Origin of the sequence: Limnothrix sp. FACHB-881 (genome assembly GCF_014698135.1) — a bacterium.
Lineage (GTDB): Bacteria > Cyanobacteriota > Cyanobacteriia > CACIAM-69d > CACIAM-69d > CACIAM-69d.
The window spans coordinates 62115-81232 of the sequence record NZ_JACJSN010000019.1 but is presented as its reverse complement, the minus strand read 5'-3'; the positions used below and the strand labels follow the sequence as shown (position 1 = coordinate 81232).

Below are 19118 nucleotides of genomic sequence, written 5' to 3'. Positions count from 1 at the left end.
TTGCGCTTTTGTGCTTTTTGTTTGTACTTTGTTGATGGAGCTTGCGCTCTTTGGTTTGGTGCGCGGGAATCTGATTAGAGCAAATCTTGTTAAAGCAAATCTTGATCGATGGGGGGATTGAAATCAAGACCCGCAGAATTTTGGCCGCAATCGATCGGGCGATCGAATCGATCGGGCGGCCTAAATTCAAGCTATTGATTCTTCATCTTGATCTGTTCTGCCGACAGACCATAATTCGATTCAATGTCGATCGCGGCGGAACCCCCCTTCACCATCAGGCTAAACATCGATCCCATTTGCAGCCAAATGAAAATCGCCGTGGGAACCACCACCAACAGGCTCACCCCATAGGCCAACAGGGTGAAAAATCCCAAAACCTTCAAGCTTTCGCCCATGCACAAAAAGGTGAACACCGCCAAACCCAAGTAGGCGATGCGCATTTGGGGCTTTTTATATTCCACGGTGGGCTGGGTGCGGCGGTTTTCATACCAGCGGTTCACCTGAAATTCCAGCATGTTCTTAAAAATTTGCCCAAAGGCCAGGGCAAAGAACAGGGTAACCAGAACGAATTGCGTGCTGTGGGGATTGCTGTAAATCATGGTTTGCAGGGCAGGGTTGGAAGGGCCGTTAAATCGAGCGATCGAGGCGAGATTTTGTAACGGAATTGCAACAAAGTTGGTGTTGCCATCCTACCGCATCCGCTGGGCTGACCGGCTCGATCGCCCCGCAATTCAGCTTAAAATGCAGCCTAGTTTTGATCAGAGCGTGATCTCATGGGTCTGCCACTGCGCCATTTTTCCCGTTGCTGGTCGGGTCGGGCTGTTCGGGCGATCGGGCTGGGGCTGTTGGTCGGGGCGATCGGGACATTAGGCGGGCCGTTTCAGCCGCCTGCCCGCTCCAGCGTGGTGTTAACGGTGGATCCCCAAGGTAATGATGCGGCCGCTCGATCGGGCCGCGGCAGCTTCCGCACCATCACCAGCGCCCTTGACCATGCCAGTCAATACAGCAATGGGGTCACCATTCGTCTGGCTCCGGGCCGCTACAGTGCGGAATTAGGCGAGCAGTTTCCCCTGCGTGTGCCCGATGGGGTGACCCTCAGCGGCGATCTGGACGGCCAGGGCCAAGCGGTGGTCATTCAAGGGGCCGGCGGCTTCAGCAGTCGCAGTTTTTCTCAACAGGCCGTGGCGATCGCCCTGACGGGGAGCGGGTCGGTGTTGGGGGTCACGGTCAGCAATCCTGTGCCACGTGGTACGGGCATTTGGGTGGAAAGCGACGGAGCCACGCCCGTGATTGCCAACAACCGCCTTTTGAACAACCATCGCGACGGCATTTTTGTGACGGGGCGGGCCCAACCGCAAATTCTGCGAAATTGGTTCCAAAACAACGGCGGTAATGGCCTGTCCATCACCCGTGATGCGGGGGGAATTGTGCGCGAAAACCGGTTTCAGGCAACGGGGTTTGGCCTAGCGATCGGGGGCAATGCCAGCCCGGTGATTCAAGATAATCAAATTACCCAAAACCGAGATGGGGTGGTGATTTCTAATCAGGCCCAACCGCTGCTGCGCCGTAACCAAATTGAAGGCAACAGTAACGATGGGTTGGTGATGATTGATCGCGCGCAGCCGGATTTGGGCACGGCCTTCAGCCCCGGCGAGAATCGCATTCTGAATAATGGTCGCTATGCAATCTATAACGCCACTAAGGGAACGACGGTGTCGGCGGTGGGCAATGAGTTAGATCGATCGCGGGTGATGGGATCGGTGCTGCTGTCTTGGGGTGGCTTAGGGGGATCGCAATCGATCGCCCCAGGATTCCGCCCGATCGCCCCTATCCTCTCGTTGCAACGGCCATGATCCAAGCTTCAGATTCCCAACTCTCAGATTCCCAACCCTCAAACTCCCCAATCTCAAACTCCCCAACGTCCCCATCCTCTGATTTGGCCCCTTGGCGATCGCCCTTGTCGCGGGCCCTGCACCGCAACCGATCGCTGATCTATGCCCGCTATTTGCAGTTGGCCACGGTGCGCCCTGATGGCAGTCCCGCGAACCGAACGGTGGTCTTTCGGGGATTTCGCGATCGCACGGATTGGCTCACGGTGATCACGGACAGCCGCAGCGAAAAGATGCCGCAATTGGCTACGAATCCCCGCGCAGAAGCCTGTTGGTACTTTCCCAAAACGCGCGAGCAATTTCGGATTGCCGGAACCTTGCGGGCGGTGCTGGCCACCACGCCCGACCCCACGGAACAGGCCGAGCGATCGCGCCTGTGGCAAAACCTTTCGGATGCGGCCCGATTGCAATTTGCTTGGCCCAATCCTCGGGGCGATCGCACGGTTGACCCGGCCGCCTTTGCGCCGCCGCCGCCGAATCCGATCGCGCCGCTGGAGACCTTTGTGCTGTTGTGGCTCATTCCTGATCGGGTGGATTGGTTGGAGCTGAAGGGGGAGCCGCAAAATCGCACTGGGTTCGATCGCACCCCCGACGGTTGGCAAACCCACGCCCTGAATCCCTAGGGCGATGTTTGTGATCGCTTGGCTATCTATTGGGGACATTGGGGGTGAATGGCCCCTTGGGTGCAAAGATAGGCTAATTGGCGAGGATCCAGATTTTTGGCTTGGCTGAAGTCCGCCCCCTTCACCAGGGCTGAGGGTTTTTCGCTGTCAGTGCGCCCCACAAACCCGCCGGCCGGGGCTGTGTTGGTTGGGGCAAAGATCGCGCCTTTCAGGTTTGCTCCCTCAAACAAGGCCCCGCGTAAATCGGCTTGGGAAAAATCGGTGCCTTGTAATTGGGCACTTTGCAGTTGTGCCCCCTGCAGGTTGGCTCCGGTTAGGCGGGTGGCGCTCAGGTCGGCATTCCGCAAGTTAGCCCGGTTTAAATCAGCGGTGGACAGATCACCCCCGCGCCAACTGGCTTCGGTGAGATCGGCTTGGGCCAAGCTGGCTCCCACGGCCCGGGCTTGACCCAGTTTGGCTCCATGCAGGCTGGCTTGGTTCAGCTTGGCATCCCCGAGATCGGCCCCCGTGAGGCTGGCTCCATCGAGGTTGGCTGCTTCCAGGTTGGCCCCCAGCAGTTTGGCTTGGCTGAGGTTGGCTCCAATCAGGCGCGCGCTGGTGAGATTGGTTCCATTCAGGGCGGCCCCAACCAGGCTGGTGCGCTCCAGTTGACCAGTAATTAAGGATGCGCCGGTTAGGTCGGCTCCGCGTAGATCGGCTCCGGAGAGGTCGGTGAGGGCATCGTCAAAGGTGTTCCAGCGGCCGTCAGGCCCGGCTGATCGAAAAACGGAGCCGCGTAGGTTGGCTCCGGTGAGCACGGCACTGCGGAGTTTTAGCCCCGAAAGATCAGCCCGATCGAGCACCAGGGAAAATTGAGCATTGGGCGAATTGGACTGGCCCAAATCCACGCGGCTAAGGTCGATCGCCCCGTCAGCGCCCGATCGCAACCGCAGCAATTTGGCGATCGCCCGTTGGGTGGCTCGCAACCGCAGGGCGGCCCGGGTGGCCTCTCCGGTGTTGGGCCCCGCCGCCAAACTATCCGCATCGGTCTTGAGGGTTTGGTTTAACCGTTGCAAGTAGGGCAAGGCGGCAGGCCCGGCGCTGGTGATCGACTGTTGCAGGGCTTCGATGAGTTGTGGGGATTCCTCTTGACCCAACAAATTCAGCAGCAGCACAATTTCCGGGTTTGGATCCTGCACGGCCCCCAGGGCCAGCACGGAGCCCCGCCGCTGGTCAGGGGCATTTTGGCTATATTTAGCCACCAAATCCAGCAGCAGTTCCTGCTTCTGGGCTTGGGCCGCCCGTCGATCGTCCTGATCTTGAGCATAGATTTGAGTAGCGGCAAAGGTTCCCACCACCAGCACCAAGCCGAGCGATCCCACCACCACAATCGCCGTGCCGGGGTTTTGGCGCACCCAAGCCCACAGCCCCCGGGCCCCGATCGGGGAAAGAATCAAATTCGTGGTTTCCGGGCCGTTGGGATGATTCAGCGTCAGCCGCGCTGCCGATCGCTCCGTGAGCGAACCACTGCCCGATCGACCATTGACCAGGATTGATCGGCCCATGGTGGCCGGTTCGATCGGCCCCGGCTCCATGGCCGCCATCCCCGGCTCCACCCAGCCTTCCGGGTCTCGCAAATCCACAACCCTCGTCTTGGCCAGGCGATCGCGCCAGGGCCGCCGCTGAGGATCCAACAGCGCCGCTCCTGACTCCACCGCCAGCCCCACCACCGCCAAACCCAGCAAAATCGATAAATCCGGATAGGCTCCACTGGCCCGCCACACGCCATAGGCTGTTCCCAGCGGCAGCCCCCAACGGCCCACCCCCTCCCGCAACAACACCCGCCCCAAACCGGGATTGCGCCCTTGTTCATCCGTCAATTGCAGACCAAACCAGGCCTTAGGCGAGGTTTTGCCCGTGGTGGCCAGCAAGAAAAGTTGTAAGCCGCCCAGCGCCACCGGCAACACCAACGCCCCAGACCAAAAGAGATTCGTCATTGGAGCCACGGCCGTGGGGCGCAAGTGTGGCGGGATGGCAAAGGTTTTAGCGGCCGCGTCCTCAACACTGGCCAGCACCGGATTCAGCGGAACGGACGGCCCCTCCAAGGCCGTGCGCGCCGCCTGTCCGATCGCAAAGGGCAAGCCCCCGCTAGCCGCAATCAGCGCCACTTCCACCGCCCAAGCCCCCATTCGCCGCCACAGGAGCGATCGCCGATTGGGGCGATCGGGCCCTTCCGGGGCGAAGGTGGAGCCAAAGTCGGGATTAAAGTCGGGATTGTCGTTCGGAGCAGTCGGCGGGCTAACCATGCGGCGATTCCTGATGACGGCCAAGGTCATGGGGAGGACAAAACCAGACTACTCGAACCGCAGGCGAGACACAGCCCTTCCTGGGGCCGCATCAGGCTTTGGGCGTTGCCAGCCTGGAACGCAGCTTTGGGCGCAACCCATGACCGAAATTGGGCCTACCCATCATGCCATAACCCTATTGGTACTCAAGTGACTCGATGGCTGAAACGCTGGCCCTTAGGTCAATGAAAATTTCAGTGCGCAAGACCCAGGATCAAGTCCCCAAACTGCTGTTGATGAAGGCTTTTGAGCTTAAAATTGCCGATCGAGAGCGGGGGGATCGATGAAATGAGTGCGGGTGAAATGTGACTGCTCACCCTACTTTCTGCTCGGGTCTTGCTGCCCAATGATGATCTTGAGAGCCGATCGCTCAATTTCACCGATTTTTACTTCTTTACGAGTTCAGGGGCCTTTTTTCACTGTTGTTCGATCGCTCTGCTCGATCGAACAACCTATCAATGATCCAACGTCAATTCATATTTTTTGTAGTTGCCGATACAAAAAGATCCGTAAATTTACAGAAATTGCCCATTCAATAATTCAAGGTAAAAATCAAGTTAAATTCAATCACCTTTTAAATTCACATTTAATGAAAAAGTATTTGAATGACTGTTTGAGAGTGCTCCAGCCTGAAGCGAACTGTCTTGAATCATCGACCGTTTTTTCATTAATTCCCCCTTATCCTCTCTTGCGATCTCCAGAAAGAGAAAGCACTATAGATTTAATGGACTGAAGTCCACAGATGGGAAATATTCGGGATCACAGCCCAAGTGAAGTTTGGCATGGTTATGTATCGGATTGGGAACAATCCTGAACAGGGGAATCCAAATCAAACTAAGCAAACTTGTTGGCTCTTAGGCATCTTAAGGAAGCTTTAGCATGGTGAAAGTTGTCATTCTCGGTGGTGGTATTGCTGGAATGAGCGCCGCCCACGAGTTAGTTGAGCGGGGCTTTGCCGTTGAAGTGTATGAACTCAAAAGTATTGCGGGTGGAAAGGCGCGCAGCATCAAAGTGCCAGACAGCGCCGCTCCAGGCAAACAGCCCCTGCCGGGTGAGCATGGGTTTCGCTTCTTTCCCAGCTTTTATCGGCATGTGACCGACACCATGAAGCGCATTCCTTACCAGCCTCCTCAGGGTGGAAAATTGCGTAGGGTTTTTGACAATTTGGTGGACACAACTCGGCTAGCATTGGCCCAATATGAGGATCACAAAAACCTCATTATCCTGCCCGATCGCTTTCCCCAAAGCCTAGGAGACCTAATCCTCATTTTTCAGGCTTTGCTGCAAGGAGCAACCGCTGACCTCTTACCGGGTGAATTGGAGTTCTTTGCGGAGCGAGTTTTCCAGCTTCTAACCTCCTGCCCAGAACGCCGCCTGGGAGAATACGAAAAAATTGGTTGGTGGGATTATTTGGATGCCCAAAACAAGTCGATCGCCTATCAAAATTTACTGGCCCGCGGCCTGACCACTTCGCTGGTGGCCTCCCGGGCTGAATTGGCCAGCACCAAGACCATGGGCGATATCTTCTTGCAGCTTTTGTTGGGCATTGTAGATCCCAGCAACAGCAGCGCCGATCGCGTCTTAAATGGCCCGACCAATGATGTTTGGATTGATCCCTGGCTAAAATACCTCAAGGCCCGGGGTGTGGACTATCATTTTTCCAGCCGCCTGCGTTCCATCCAAACGGAACGGGATGCCCAAGGCAACACCAAAATTTCAGGGGCGATCGTCACTGACCTAGAAACCAAGGTCGATCGCTTTGTCACGGGTGATGTTTACATTGCTGCCTTGCCCGCAGAAATTATCGCTGGCCTGATCTCCGATGACCTGATCCAAGGCGACCCTACCTTCGCCAACCTCAAGCGCCTGGGAACCAGCACCGCCTGGATGAACGGCATTCAGTACTATCTCAACCGAGATGTGCCCGTCACCCATGGTCACGTGCTGTATGTGGATTCCCCTTGGGCCTTAACGTCCATTTCCCAAACCAAGTTTTGGCCAGAGTTTCCCGTTGAACAATTTGGCGATGGGCAAGTCCGAGGCATCATCTCCGCCATCCCCTCCAACTGGGGTTACTTCATCAATCCAAACACCGATGAAGTGGGCGCAATTAACGGTACGTTGGGGCTGAAAATTCCCAAACCAGCCCAAATTTGCAATCCTGAGGAGATTAAGGAAGAAGTGTGGGAGCAAATGAAGCGCTCCTTGAAGGAAAAGGGGAAACCACTCCTGAAAGATGAGGATCTTCATAGCTGGTTTTTGGATCCCGATATCGTTCACAACTGCTGTGACTTAGCAACCGATCCTGACAAACTCGATGAAGTCCTGAATGGTGCATTACCTGACTTCTTCAAGGATCTATTTTTGTGGATTCATCACCAGAACCGCGAAGTTAACTTGGAGGAGATTGCTGAATATCTCAATGTGGATCAAAGCCAAGCCCGGTTGGCGGTGAATGCGCTAGTGGCAAAGGGATTTGTGGGGCCGATTCCGCTGCCGGTGCCTAACGAAAAACTGCACCTGGAGTCCTCACAGCTATCCCAGCGCTTTCATGAACGATTGGGACGAGAAAGGCTGCTCTACAAGAGCCGCATTGGCGACCCTAACGCCAACGTCAACGGCGAACCCTTGTTGGTTAACTTGGTGAATACCTGGGTGCTGCGTCCGGAAGCCCATACCAAGATTCCCAACTTTTTCTTGGCCTCAGACTATGTGCGCACCAACACGGACTTGGCAACCATGGAAGGAGCCAATGAAGCAGCGCGCCGGGCAGTAAACGCCATCATTGATGCTTATCAAGTCAAGGCTCCCTATTGCAAAATTTGGGAATTAAAGGAGCCAATTGTGTTTGCAGTTCGCCGCTGGTCAGACTACTTACGCTATAAACAGGGACTGCCTTGGAATGGAAAAGTTTCGCCCTGGTATTTGCGGCTATTCTTTCCCTTCATTGCTCTATGGCAGTTAATAAACCGTTGGTTTAGCTAGCGCTGGTCTGCGATAGAGGAGTCGTCGATCACGATTTGATGTTAATATCACCTACTGATGTCTAATCGTGATCGATGTCATAATATCTAGTTTGAACATTGATTACCAATCTAAATTCGATCCAAGCTCGATACAATCAATCGCTTCAGTTGGTAGGTTGTTATTCGATAAATCCATAAACCCAGATTGATTGATTTGAAAAACAAAAATAAAAGATTAATAAAAATATGACAATTTAGCAAAATCAAGCATTAATTTCAAATTCATGTGAATCTAAGTTCAGGGTTGACTTACAACCTTCAAGATTGATTATATTTTGATTCTGTCCCTGTTTTGATTCTGTTTCTGTTTGTAAATTGCGCTGCCACTGAATTGCTATGGATGTGTTTGCTCAATATCAAGTTTCGGAGGTTCTTTCAGCAACCGAACGGACTATTGTCTATCGGGCTGTGAAGCAACCAGAGCAAAAGCCGGTCATTTTGAAAACGGTGGCTTCTGATTATCCGAATCGGGCTGATTTGGCTAAGCTTCAGCATGAGTATGAAGTGCTCAGAGGCTTGAACTTAGAAGGAGTTGTAGAAACCTACGGAGTTGATGAAATCCAGGGCAAACCCTTTTTAGTGCTTGAGGATTTTGGAGGGTGTGACTTGACCTCTTGCCTCCAAAATCAATCGCTTTCGCTGGATGATATTCTATGGATTGGTTGTCAGTTGGCAGCAATTTTGGGACGACTGCACAACTGCCAGATTATTCACAAAGATATTAAGCCACATAATCTAATTTTTGAGCCTAAAACTCGACAGTTAAAACTAACGGATTTTTCGATCGCCTCTCGCCTTTCTAAGGAACACCCAATCCTCAGCAGTCCCAATCTTCTAGAGGGAACGTTGCTCTATGTGTCGCCAGAGCAAACGGGACGCATGAACCGCACGGTGGACTATCGAACCGATTTCTATTCTTTGGGTGTCACGCTCTATGAGTTATTAACGGGCCAGCTTCCTTTCCAATCCAGCGATCCCATGGAATTGGTGCATTGCCATATTGCAAAGTCACCCATTCCGCCTCATGACCTCAATGCTCAAATTTCGCCTCAAGTGTCGGCAGTGATTTTGAAGTTGATGGCCAAGACGGCGGAAGAACGCTACCAAAGCGCTTACGGTATTCAGCGGGACTTGGAGGAATGCCTGAGCCAGTGGCAGCGGTTTGGTTCGATCGCCCCGTTTCCTCTGGCGGAGCGCGACCAATGTGGCACTTTCAGCATTCCCCAAAAGCTCTATGGGCGGGAAGTGGAAGTGCAACAGCTTTTGGATGTGTTTGATCGCGTCAGTGCGGGGAATACGGAAATGGTGCTGGTGGCGGGCTATTCCGGCATCGGCAAATCGGCTTTGGTGAATGAGGTGCATAAGCCGATCGCCCGTCAGCGTGGGTACTTCATCAGTGGCAAGTTTGACCAATTTCAACGTAATATTCCCTACGCTTCGCCTATTCAAGCATTTCGTGAATTGGCGCGACAGTTACTGACCGAAACGGAGGAGCAAATTGCCGTTTGGCGCGCAAAATTGACCGCCGCTTTGGGCAACAATGGATCAATCATTACCGATGTGATTCCCGAACTGGAATCGATCGTTGGTCCTCAGACCCCAGCGCCAGAATTGCCTCCTTCCGAAGCCCAAAATCGCTTCAACTTGGTTTTTCGCACCTTCATTCATGTGTTCTGCCAGGTCGATCGACCGTTGGTCATTTTTCTAGACGATTTGCAATGGGCTGATGCGGCTTCTTTGCAACTTATTGAACAATTAATGACTGATCCCGATGGGCAATACCTGTTGATGTTGGGAGCCTATCGGGACAATGAAGTGGACTCTACGCACCCCCTGTTACGGATGCTAGGCACGATCGAAGCGGAGGGAGCCAAACTGCAAACCATTACCCTCAAGCCCCTGACGCTAGATCATGTGTTGACTTTGGTGGGAGACACCTTACACCGACCACCGGAAACTGTGGAACCCATTGCCCAATTGCTGGTGCAAAAAACCCAAGGAAATCCATTTTTCTTAACGCAGTTGTTTAAATACCTCTATGTTGAAGGGGTCATTTGGTTTGAATCGGGGACGGGGCAATGGGAATGGAGTTTTCAGCATTTGCCGCCCATTGAAATCACAGAAAATGTGATTAGTTTGATGGTTCATGAAATCCAAAAGTTGGATGTTTCTGTGCAACGAGCGCTGCAATTAGCCGCTTGCATTGGCAACCAATTTGATTTGGATATGTTAGCCATTGTTCATGAAAAATCTACAGCGGAAACTTCTACAGATTTATGGCAAGCTCTGCAAGCAGGATTGGTTATTCCTCTGAATGCGGCTTACAAAATTCCGCAGGTGCTGGAAGATTGCAAAACAGTCACGATCACCTACAAGTTTTTGCACGATCGTGTACAGCAAGCGGCCTATTCTCTAATTCCTAATGATGAAAAGCAACTCATCCATTTAACCGTGGGCCGCCTGTTGCTCAACAGCATTGAACCCGATCGGCTAGATGATTGTCTGTTTGATGTGGTGAATGCGATGAATGTGGGTTCTGCCCTCATTACGGATGCCCAAGAACAGCTACTCTTGGCGCGGCTGAATGATCGAGCAGGCAGTAAGGCTAAGGCAGCGGCGGCCTACAATTCTGCCCAAGAATACTTCGCGATGGGTCGTCAATTACTGCCGGAAAATGCCTGGGATACGGACTATGAATTAAGCCTCAGTCTCTACACCGAAAGTGTGGAAGTTGAATATTTATTAACTCGATTTGAAGAAGCACAAATTCTTTCGGAAATTGCCTTAGAGCGCTCGCGCTCGCTGCTCGATCGCACGAAAATCTATGAGCTAAAAATTCAGTTTCTGATCGCTGAAAACCAAATGCATAGTGCGATCGAAACAGCCTTGCCTGTCTTGGAACTGCTGGGCTATCCCTTGGTGGTTGATCCGCAATTGTTGCAACTGAAGCAGCCGCTGCCGGAGTTAGACCAGTTGGCAGATTATCCAGAAATGAGCGATCGCGCTGCTCTGGCTGCCCTTGAAATCCTGATCATCATCACGGGCCCCTCTTATCAAGCAAGACCCGATTTGTTGCCCTTCATCGTCTTTCGGATGGTGAACATGTGCCTAGAGCTGGGCCATTCAGCCCTCGCTGCCTACGCCTATGGCATGTATGGATTGTTGTTGTGTGGCCCCTTAGATCAAATTGAATTGGGCTATCGATCGGGACAAATTTCTTTGCAAATTTTGGAGCAATATCCCTCGGATGCTTTGAAATGCAAAATCCACATGCTTTTCAATTCCTTTGTGGTTCATTGGAAAGAACCCCATCAAAATACGATTCAATTCCTTGAGCGCACAGTGCAAATGGGAATGGAAACGGGCGATGTGGTTTATGCCACCTACTGCGCCATGTGGTCTTGTGGCTACATGATGTTGGTGGGAACACCCCTGACAGAAGTGGCCCGAGAGCAGCAACTGTATATCGAATTGCTCCAAAAAATTAAACAGGATCATGGCTTATATCCAGCCATGACTTGGCGACAACTCACAGAAGCCTTGGAGTCGCCAGAAACACCCACTTCTCAACTGGAAGGTCGCTATATTAATCGCCAATTGGTTTCAGAAATTCAAGCTTCTGAAAACCAAATGCTGCTTTTCTTTATCTATTTTGCAGAAACCATTCTGGCCTATGTCATGAATGACTGGGAAGCAGCGAAAATCAAGGCAAATTTGGCTGACCAGTACCAAGCCGCCGCCACCGCTTCTATGTTGTCTGGTGGCTTCACGTTCTATGCCGCATTGGTTTATCTCAAAACCACTCAACCCAGTGACTTGACTACGCTGAATGAGGATGAACAAGATCAGCCTTCGACCTTAGAATGTTTGACGACTAAGCTGAAAAATTGGGCAAATCACGCACCAGAAAACTATCAAAGCAAATATGAATTGGTGTTGGCGGAAACGGCCCGCTGGCAAGGAGAAATTCTGCGCGCCATGGACTATTATGATCGCGCTATCAACACGGCTCAAGCCCATAGTCGTTGGCCTGAAGTGGCGATCGCGGCCGAGCGTGCCGCTGAGCTGTATCACGACTCTGGGCGCGACAAAATTGCTAAGCAATATTGGCTGGATGCAGCTCATGCTTACGATCGCTGGGGAGCCAAAGCCAAAGTTGCCGCGCTCCAGGCCAAATCGCTGCCCTTACAAAATCTGTCGCCACGGCGGCCGCCCACCTTGCCGCCCACGGGCACTCAGCATTCCACCCATCCCCACACAACCGCCAGCACGGTGCTGGATATTAACACCGTGATTAAAGCGGCCCAAGCCCTTTCGGGGGAAATTGTCTTGTCGCAATTGTTAACCCAACTAACGCGACTAACCCTTGAAAATGCGGGGGCCCAAACGGGCTATTTGCTCCTCAAAGATCCCCAACAAAACAATCGGCTAACCGTGGTGGCTACCAGCCATGTGGAAGGGCAAACGGCCGTAGATGTTCCCCTAAACTGCCCCTTATCTCCGAGTTTATCTTTGCCGGTTTCCCTGATTCAATACGTGCAACGAACTCAAGAATCAGTGGTGTTGGGAAATGCCATGGCTGAAGGATTATTTACCAATGATCCTTACATTGCAAACCAGCAAATTCAATCGGTAATTTGTATGCCCATTACTCAACAAGGACAGTTGATGGGCGTTCTTTATTTGGAGAATAATTTGGCGATCGATGCATTCACGCCCGATCGCCTGGAAGTGTTGCAAATTTTGATGGCGCAGGCGGCGATCTCCATTGAAAACGCGCGCCTCTACCGAAACTTGGAAGACTACAGCAACAATCTGGAAAAGAAAGTGGCCGCCCGCACTCAGGAGCTAACCGAAAGAAACCAGCAGTTGAAGATTACGCTCCAAGAACTGCAACAAACCCAAGCGCAACTGATTCAAGCGGAAAAAATGTCGAGCTTGGGGCAAATGGTGGCCGGTATTGCCCATGAGATTAATAATCCCATTAGCTTCATTATGGGTAATATTACTCATGCTCGATCTTACTTTTTAGACCTCCTGGATCTGTTGGCACTCCATGAGCAGCATTCCTCTGAAATTCATCCAATTGTTCAAGCAAGAATGCAAGAAATGGAGTTGGATTTTTTGAAAGAAGATCTGAACAATTTGTTTCACTCCATGCAAAATGGGGTCGATCGGGTGCGGCAAATTGTCCTCGGACTGCGAAATTTCTCGCGTTTGGATGAATCGGATCAAAAACAAGTAGACCTGCATGAAGGAATTGACAACACGCTGCTGATTTTGCAGCACCGATTACAGGTGCAAAGCCAGCAGCCAGAAATCAGCGTGTTAAAAAACTATGGCGAAATTCCGTTGGTGAATTGCTACGCCAGTATGGTGAATCAGGTCTTTTTGAATATTTTGACCAATGCGATCGATGCCTTGCGATCGCCCGCCGGTTTTGCCTTGCAGCCCATGCCCAAAATTTCCATTGAAACTCGCAAAATTAGCGATCAAACTGTGCAAATTTCCATCACCGATAACGGCCCAGGCATGGAAGACAGTGTGCGCCAAAAAATCTTTGATCCCTTCTTCACCACAAAGCCAGTGGGCGAAGGCAAAGGATTGGGCCTATCGGTGAGCTACCAAATCATTACTCAACAACACCACGGACAACTATCTTGTCAGTCTGCCCCCCAACAGGGAGCAACATTAACGATTGAATTACCCATTGATGGCCCCGCTTAGGTGGTTGGAGATCTTGTCAAATCCAATGAGCCTTTGCCAGAATTTCTTCAATTGAATGAGTTGGCTATGCGTCCATCTCATGAGTTCATTGATTAACCATTACCATGACCAGTCAATTACGAATCGGGGTGGCCGGACCAGTGGGTTCTGGAAAAACAGCCCTGGTGGATGCTTTGTGTAAAAAATTGCGCGATCAATATAGTCTGGCGGTGGTGACCAATGATATCTACACCCAGGAAGATGCTCAGTTTTTAGTTCGGAGTGCTGCTCTTTCCCCCGATCGAATCGTGGGTGTGGAAACCGGCGGTTGCCCCCACACGGCCATCCGAGAAGATGCTTCCATTAATCTGGTGGCGATCGAGCAATTAGAGGCTAAATTTGCGCAGGGCGATCGCCCCATTCAAATCACCTTTGTTGAAAGTGGGGGAGATAACTTGGCCGCCACGTTCAGCCCGGAGTTAGTTGATTTAACGATTTACGTGATTGATGTGGCAGCCGGTGACAAAATTCCTCGTAAAGGGGGGCCGGGCATCACCAAATCTGATCTCTTGGTGATTAATAAAATCGATTTGGCTCCCCATGTGGGTGCTGACTTAGCGGTCATGGAACGGGATGCCCAAAAAATGCGAGGCGATCGCCCTTTTCTGTTCAGCAATCTGAAAACGGGCCATGGTTTGCCAGAAATTATTGACTTTATTGAACAGCAATTGCCCCCAGTCTCCTAGGGGATGTTTGAACAACCAAAGCCCATCAAGAGCCTATCAATTGCCTGATTTTACTTCACGATGAATCAGCGGGTTAATCCGTGGGTTCCTTATGAATCAATGGGCAAACGAATCAAAAACTCAGTTCCCTGATTGAGTTGGGATTGTACATCGATCGACCCACCATGTTTGGTCACCACAATTTCTTGGGCGATCGATAGGCCAATGCCCGTGCCTTGGTTCACTCCCTTGGTTGTAAAGAGGTGATCAAAAACCCGAGCGATCGTTGCCTCATCCATTCCCTTAGCATTGTCAGCAATGCCAATCACAATCTGATTCGTTTCTAACTTTGTGGTTACGGTAATTTGATAGGAGCGGGCTGGTAAATTTTCAAGGCTCTGCTCCATGGCGAACTCGTCGATCGCGTCAATGGCATTAGCCAAAATATTCATAAATACCTGATTCATTTGTCCTGGAAAGCAGTAGATTTCAGGCGAATCCTCATAATTGCGAATCACCCGAATTTCAGAGCGATGCTTAGTCGCCTTCAGGCGATATTTCAAAATTAGAATCGTGCTTTCCAAATTCTCTGTCAGTTGGGCACTGACTTTTTGATCGGTGTCCGATCGCGTGAATGCTCGCAAACTTTTACTAATTCCAGTCACCCGATCGGTGGCATTGTGCATGGATTCAAACAATTTAGGAAAATCTTCCTCTAAAAACTCTAAATCAATATCCTCAGCATGTTCCACAATATCCCTTCCAGGTTCAGGATATTGCTTCTGGTAAAGCCGAATATGTTCCAACAAATAGTTGGCATATTCTTCAGCGTTTTCAATGCTGCCATTCAAGAAGCCGATCGGGTTGTTAATTTCATGGGCAACCCCGGCAATTAAATTCCCTAACGCAGACATTTTTTCACTTTGAACCATTTGAGCCTGAGTGAACTTTAACTCCTCAAGAGTTCGCTCTAGGGTTCGATTTTGCTGAATTAACGTTCTGGCCTGATGCTCCAAAACATGATTGGCAACCTTTAAATCTGCGAATGCTTGATCTAGCTTCACCTTAGCAGTGTTTTGCTCAGCCAAAGTTGCCGTCAAAATTAACGATGTAAAAACTACCACCACGATAAAAGACTGTAAACCTATCAACGACTGATTCAGGTGAGGGCTGGCAAAACTGCCCAACCCGCGCACCGTGCCCAAAATGGCCATCAAAGAAATCAAGAAAACTGTGAGATTAGCTCCCAAATCTCCAAAACGGAAAACAGCCCAAATTAATAAGGGAATCAAAACATAGGCGATGGATTGTCCATTCCAAAAAGCAGAAAAACTGATTAAAAAGACACTTAAACATAAAAATAGAAATTCAATTTCTTTGCTTGGAATCACCTTGATTCCTAATCGTGATAAAACACCTTGAAAAGAATGTGGATTCACAATTTTGCGATTTAAGACATGAAAAATAAGCTGTGATAGGTTGCGACAACTCAGTTGATTCAGTTTTAGGTAGCGATATCCGCTCAAAATGAGTGGTGTCAAAATAAAAATACCGGCAACATTGGAAACCCACCAGGTTAACCAAGTGCTAGGAGCATGTTCAAAAAAATCGATTTTCCCAGCAGCAGCTAACATGCCTACGCCCATTGTTGCGTTGACAACGGGGCCCAACAATCCTGCGTAAACCAAAAATCGAATGGTGTCAGAAACTTGGTTAAACGGATATCGATTTCGGGTTGATTGTTTAAATAAAAAAGTTCCCAATTGCGTGCCCGCAGTGGTTCCGGCAGCAATGCCCAGCACGGCCACGGTGGATAACAGCAGGGTGATTAAATTACGACTGTCCCAAAAAGCTTGAATATTAGCCCCAAAAGATCCCAAAAAAACGCCGGGAAGAACTCCTTTTCCACAGAGCAGCGCAATGCCAACGGCAAATCCGTCAGGTGGCCACACAGGAGTAACCGAATTGGGCGTTGAGGCCAGAATTCGAGATAGCTCTGCCAAGGCATCGTAAACCAAGGCGGTTCCCAAGATTGGCCCCAGGTGAATTTTTTGTAGCCACGCCAGGGACTTGCGAACTGTGATGACGTTCGTGATCTGTTCCATAGATGTCCAGTGGGCGATCGAGCTATTGAGTATTACGCCAATCTATGAAAAAGTCGTGAAAACATTCAGCGAATTTGTGAAAATTCAGACAAATTAGGCGATATTCTCAGTAATTAGCCTATATTGGGGCCCTGCGTTGGTCAAGATTTAAGACAGATACCAATGAATTGATTTTTAAAGTCAGTTCAAGAATTGTTGAATCCTTCAGGATTGTTTTATAAAACTTTAATTTTTATAAATAGGCTATTTTGTGTTAATTGATGCAATTTTCAATTATCAACATTGCTCTGCTACGTAGAAATCTATAGCAATTCCAATAGCGTTTGGGTGACTTGAGTTATGGGTTGATTATTTTCTCAAATAACAATGCAGCTCTCTGAAACACGCGATCGATCGTAAAAATTTGACTAATCTAGTGCTTTGAGCTGTGCTGATCCAACATTAGTCATAATTTCTTGAGCACAAGGAAAAATGAATGATCTTACGATTTATTGAATTAACTCAATAAAAATTAACCTTAAAGATGCCGAACCTCAGCAAAATTTCAGCGCCTGATCGATCAAGTCAGCTTTTGGAATTGATCGAGCCAGGCCGCCCCCTGGGCACTTTGCGCAGACTCCATTCACGGCGCTGGGTCTGGTTAGTGTTTGCCTCGCTGTGGCTAGAGTTCTCCCCATTTCCGAAGCAGGTTGGCATGGGTTTTGGCAATGAGGTCAAACTCGGGCGTTTTGCCGGTTTTGGCAAATAGCGATTGGCGGGCGGTGTCCAGGTCAAAGAGCAGCTCTCGCTCGGCAGGATCTTTAACAAGACTTTGGATCCAAGTGACGGCCACCAGTCGCACACCTTGGGCGATCGCCTCCACGCGGTGCAGGGTGGAGGAGGGATAGAGCACCATGGCCCCGGCTGCGAGCTTGAAGGTTTCTTCGCCATTGGTGGTTTCAATCACCAATTCGCCACCGCTGTAGGTTTCGGGCGATCGCAAAAACAGGGTGAGAGACAAGTCCGATCGAATCCTGGGATCACTGCCCATGAAAGCGTTGTCCACGTGGCTGCCGTAGGCCATGCCCGTTTCGTAGCGACTGAACAAAATCGGCCCGATTGCCTTGGGCAGCGCTGCCATTTGAAACAACGGATTGCGCCATAGGGCCTGTTGCACCAACGTTCGCAAGGGGCCAAAGGCGGGGTCTGTGCTGGCCAGTTGGGTGTTTTGCTTCACGAGCTTGGCGTGCCAGCCAGCGGTGGCCTGGCCGTCAATAAATGTTGCGCCTGCCAGTTGCGCCTCAATGGTGGCCAGTTCCGCCGCGCTCAGCACATTAGCAATAGAAATAATCATTAGTCTTTTTAATTGCAGATCTTTTTCTTAGAAAAATTACTACAGTTTGGCAGTAAGCGGCTGAGGTCTCTGGAGCAGGGTGAACTCCAAAAATGCTCAGCTTCAAGAAATACAAGCATTTTCCCGATCGCGGCTGCTCTAGTCTGGTTCCAGGAAGCGGGACAAGCACCTGTTATACTCTTGCAAGTAATTCGCAATTTTTGATCTCCGCTCCAATTTCTGGAGGGGCCAATCGGCGCGCCCAAGCACCCTCTGCCTAGCAATCGTTGCCCCTGGCGATCGGATCTTTAGCCATCAGACTTCAGCAGCCATGAAAAATAAGACAAAACTTTGGGTTGGCATTGGTGCATATCTGTTAACGGCCCTGAGTCCCACGGGCTGTGCGGTTGCCCCTCAGCAAACTGCAGCGGTCTCAACCCAAGAAGCGGCCTCGCCTGGGGCTGAATCTCCCGTGGCTTCCGCAACGGCCTCGCCTGGGGCGGTGGCTTCGGAACTGGATCCCTGTCGGCGGGGCGCTGGCGGTGAAGGCGGCGAAGGCGGTGAAGGTGGTGAAGGTGGCGAAGGGGCCGAAGACAGCAGTGCTGCGGTCACACCGAACCCGGCCATTAAGCCAGAGGAGCTTCAGAAAGCGGTGGCCGATTACAAGACCTATGTGGTGCAAGAGGTCGATCGCCTGGTGACCGATACGAAGGTGTTTACCGATCGGGTAATTGCCGGAGATGTGTCGGGGGCGAAAGCGGTGTATGGCTCATCGCGGTTGGGTTGGGAACGCATTGAGCCGATCGCCTCGTCCTTTGCGGCTCTGGATGGGGCGATCGATGCGCGGGTGGATGACTTTAAAGGGGAAGACGACCCGGCATTCACAGGTTTCCACCGCATTGAAATGGGGTTGTTTAAATACAACACCACCAAAGGCTATGAACCCTTTGCCCGCAAGCTAATGACGGATCTTCAGGGTCTAAAAACCTGCGTGGCTTCTTTGGAAATTGAGCCGAGGGATATGGTTCGCGGGGCTTCGGAACTGATTGAAGAAGTCTCCCTGGGCAAAATTACCGGCGAGGAAGATCGCTACAGCCGTCTGGATTTTTGGTCTTTCCGCGCCAACTTGGAAGGCTCCCAAAAGGTTGTGGATTTGGTGCGGCCCATGGTGCAGCGAATTCAGCCCACGGTGCTGCAACGGGTCGATCGGGATTTTGCGGCCGTGAATCAGGTTTTGGAGAAATATAAGCTGCCCAATGGCGACTTCATGACCTACGACAAGCTTTCGGCCGCCGACAAAAAGCGCTTACAGGCAGATTTGGCCAAGCTTGCGGAAAACATTTCCAAACTACGGGGCGTAATCGGTGTTTAGGGCTAAATAACCGTTATTCCTGCCTGCTATACCAAC

10 protein-coding genes are annotated in these 19118 nt (G+C 51.0%); 6 read left to right on the top strand and 4 right to left on the bottom strand.

The annotated features are described in order from the left end of the window. Positions 1–191 precede the first annotated feature (191 nt). Positions 192–599 (bottom strand): hypothetical protein, encoded by a 408-nt coding sequence (locus tag H6G52_RS15655; protein ID WP_099532608.1) that lies wholly within the window; start codon positions 597–599, stop codon positions 192–194. A gap of 174 nt (positions 600–773) precedes the next feature. Between H6G52_RS15655 and H6G52_RS15650 the strand changes: the two genes are divergently transcribed. Together H6G52_RS15650 and H6G52_RS15645 are read left to right on the top strand one after the other, a co-directional pair. Continuing rightward, complete coding sequence (locus H6G52_RS15650) at positions 774–1853, top strand: DUF1565 domain-containing protein (RefSeq protein ID WP_190529529.1); 1080 nt, start codon at positions 774–776, stop codon at positions 1851–1853. After that, entirely contained in the window at positions 1850–2512 is a 663-nt protein-coding gene (locus H6G52_RS15645) for an Npun_F5749 family FMN-dependent PPOX-type flavoprotein (RefSeq protein WP_190529527.1), read from the top strand. The genes H6G52_RS15650 and H6G52_RS15645 overlap by 4 nt, the downstream gene beginning before the upstream one ends. 26 nt (positions 2513–2538) lie before the next feature. On the opposite strand, the gene H6G52_RS15640 is transcribed toward H6G52_RS15645, so the two are convergent. Then, positions 2539–4797 (bottom strand): pentapeptide repeat-containing protein, encoded by a 2259-nt coding sequence (locus H6G52_RS15640; RefSeq protein ID WP_190529525.1) that lies wholly within the window; start codon positions 4795–4797, stop codon positions 2539–2541. Positions 4798–5715: 918 nt separating this feature from the next. On the opposite strand from H6G52_RS15640, the gene H6G52_RS15635 reads away from it, so the two are divergent. From H6G52_RS15635 to ureG, 3 genes are all read left to right on the top strand, one after another. Beyond that, positions 5716–7821 carry an FAD-dependent oxidoreductase gene (locus tag H6G52_RS15635; protein ID WP_190529524.1) on the top strand — a complete coding sequence of 702 codons (2106 nt, stop codon included), beginning with the start codon at positions 5716–5718 and terminating at the stop codon, positions 7819–7821. A 377-nt stretch (positions 7822–8198) separates the two neighbouring features. Further along, the gene (locus tag H6G52_RS15630) at positions 8199–13589 is read left to right on the top strand and encodes an ATP-binding sensor histidine kinase (protein WP_190529522.1); all 5391 of its coding nucleotides are present in this window, start codon (positions 8199–8201) and stop codon (positions 13587–13589) included. 104 nt (positions 13590–13693) lie between these two features. Next, positions 13694–14314 carry an urease accessory protein UreG gene (gene ureG, locus H6G52_RS15625; RefSeq protein WP_190529520.1) on the top strand — a complete coding sequence of 207 codons (621 nt, stop codon included), beginning with the start codon at positions 13694–13696 and terminating at the stop codon, positions 14312–14314. 89 nt (positions 14315–14403) lie between these two features. Here the strand turns inward: ureG and H6G52_RS15620 are convergent, their stop codons facing one another. Further along, entirely contained in the window at positions 14404–16398 is a 1995-nt protein-coding gene (locus H6G52_RS15620) for an MASE1 domain-containing protein (RefSeq protein ID WP_190529518.1), read from the bottom strand. Between the two features lie 661 nt (positions 16399–17059). Beyond that, positions 17060–17731 carry a Fe2+-dependent dioxygenase gene (locus H6G52_RS15615; protein ID WP_190529516.1) on the bottom strand — a complete coding sequence of 224 codons (672 nt, stop codon included), beginning with the start codon at positions 17729–17731 and terminating at the stop codon, positions 17060–17062. Between the two features lie 310 nt (positions 17732–18041). Between H6G52_RS15615 and efeO the strand changes: the two genes are divergently transcribed. Further along, entirely contained in the window at positions 18042–19082 is a 1041-nt protein-coding gene (efeO, locus tag H6G52_RS15610) for an iron uptake system protein EfeO (RefSeq protein ID WP_190529514.1), read from the top strand. Positions 19083–19118: the final 36 nt, after the last annotated feature.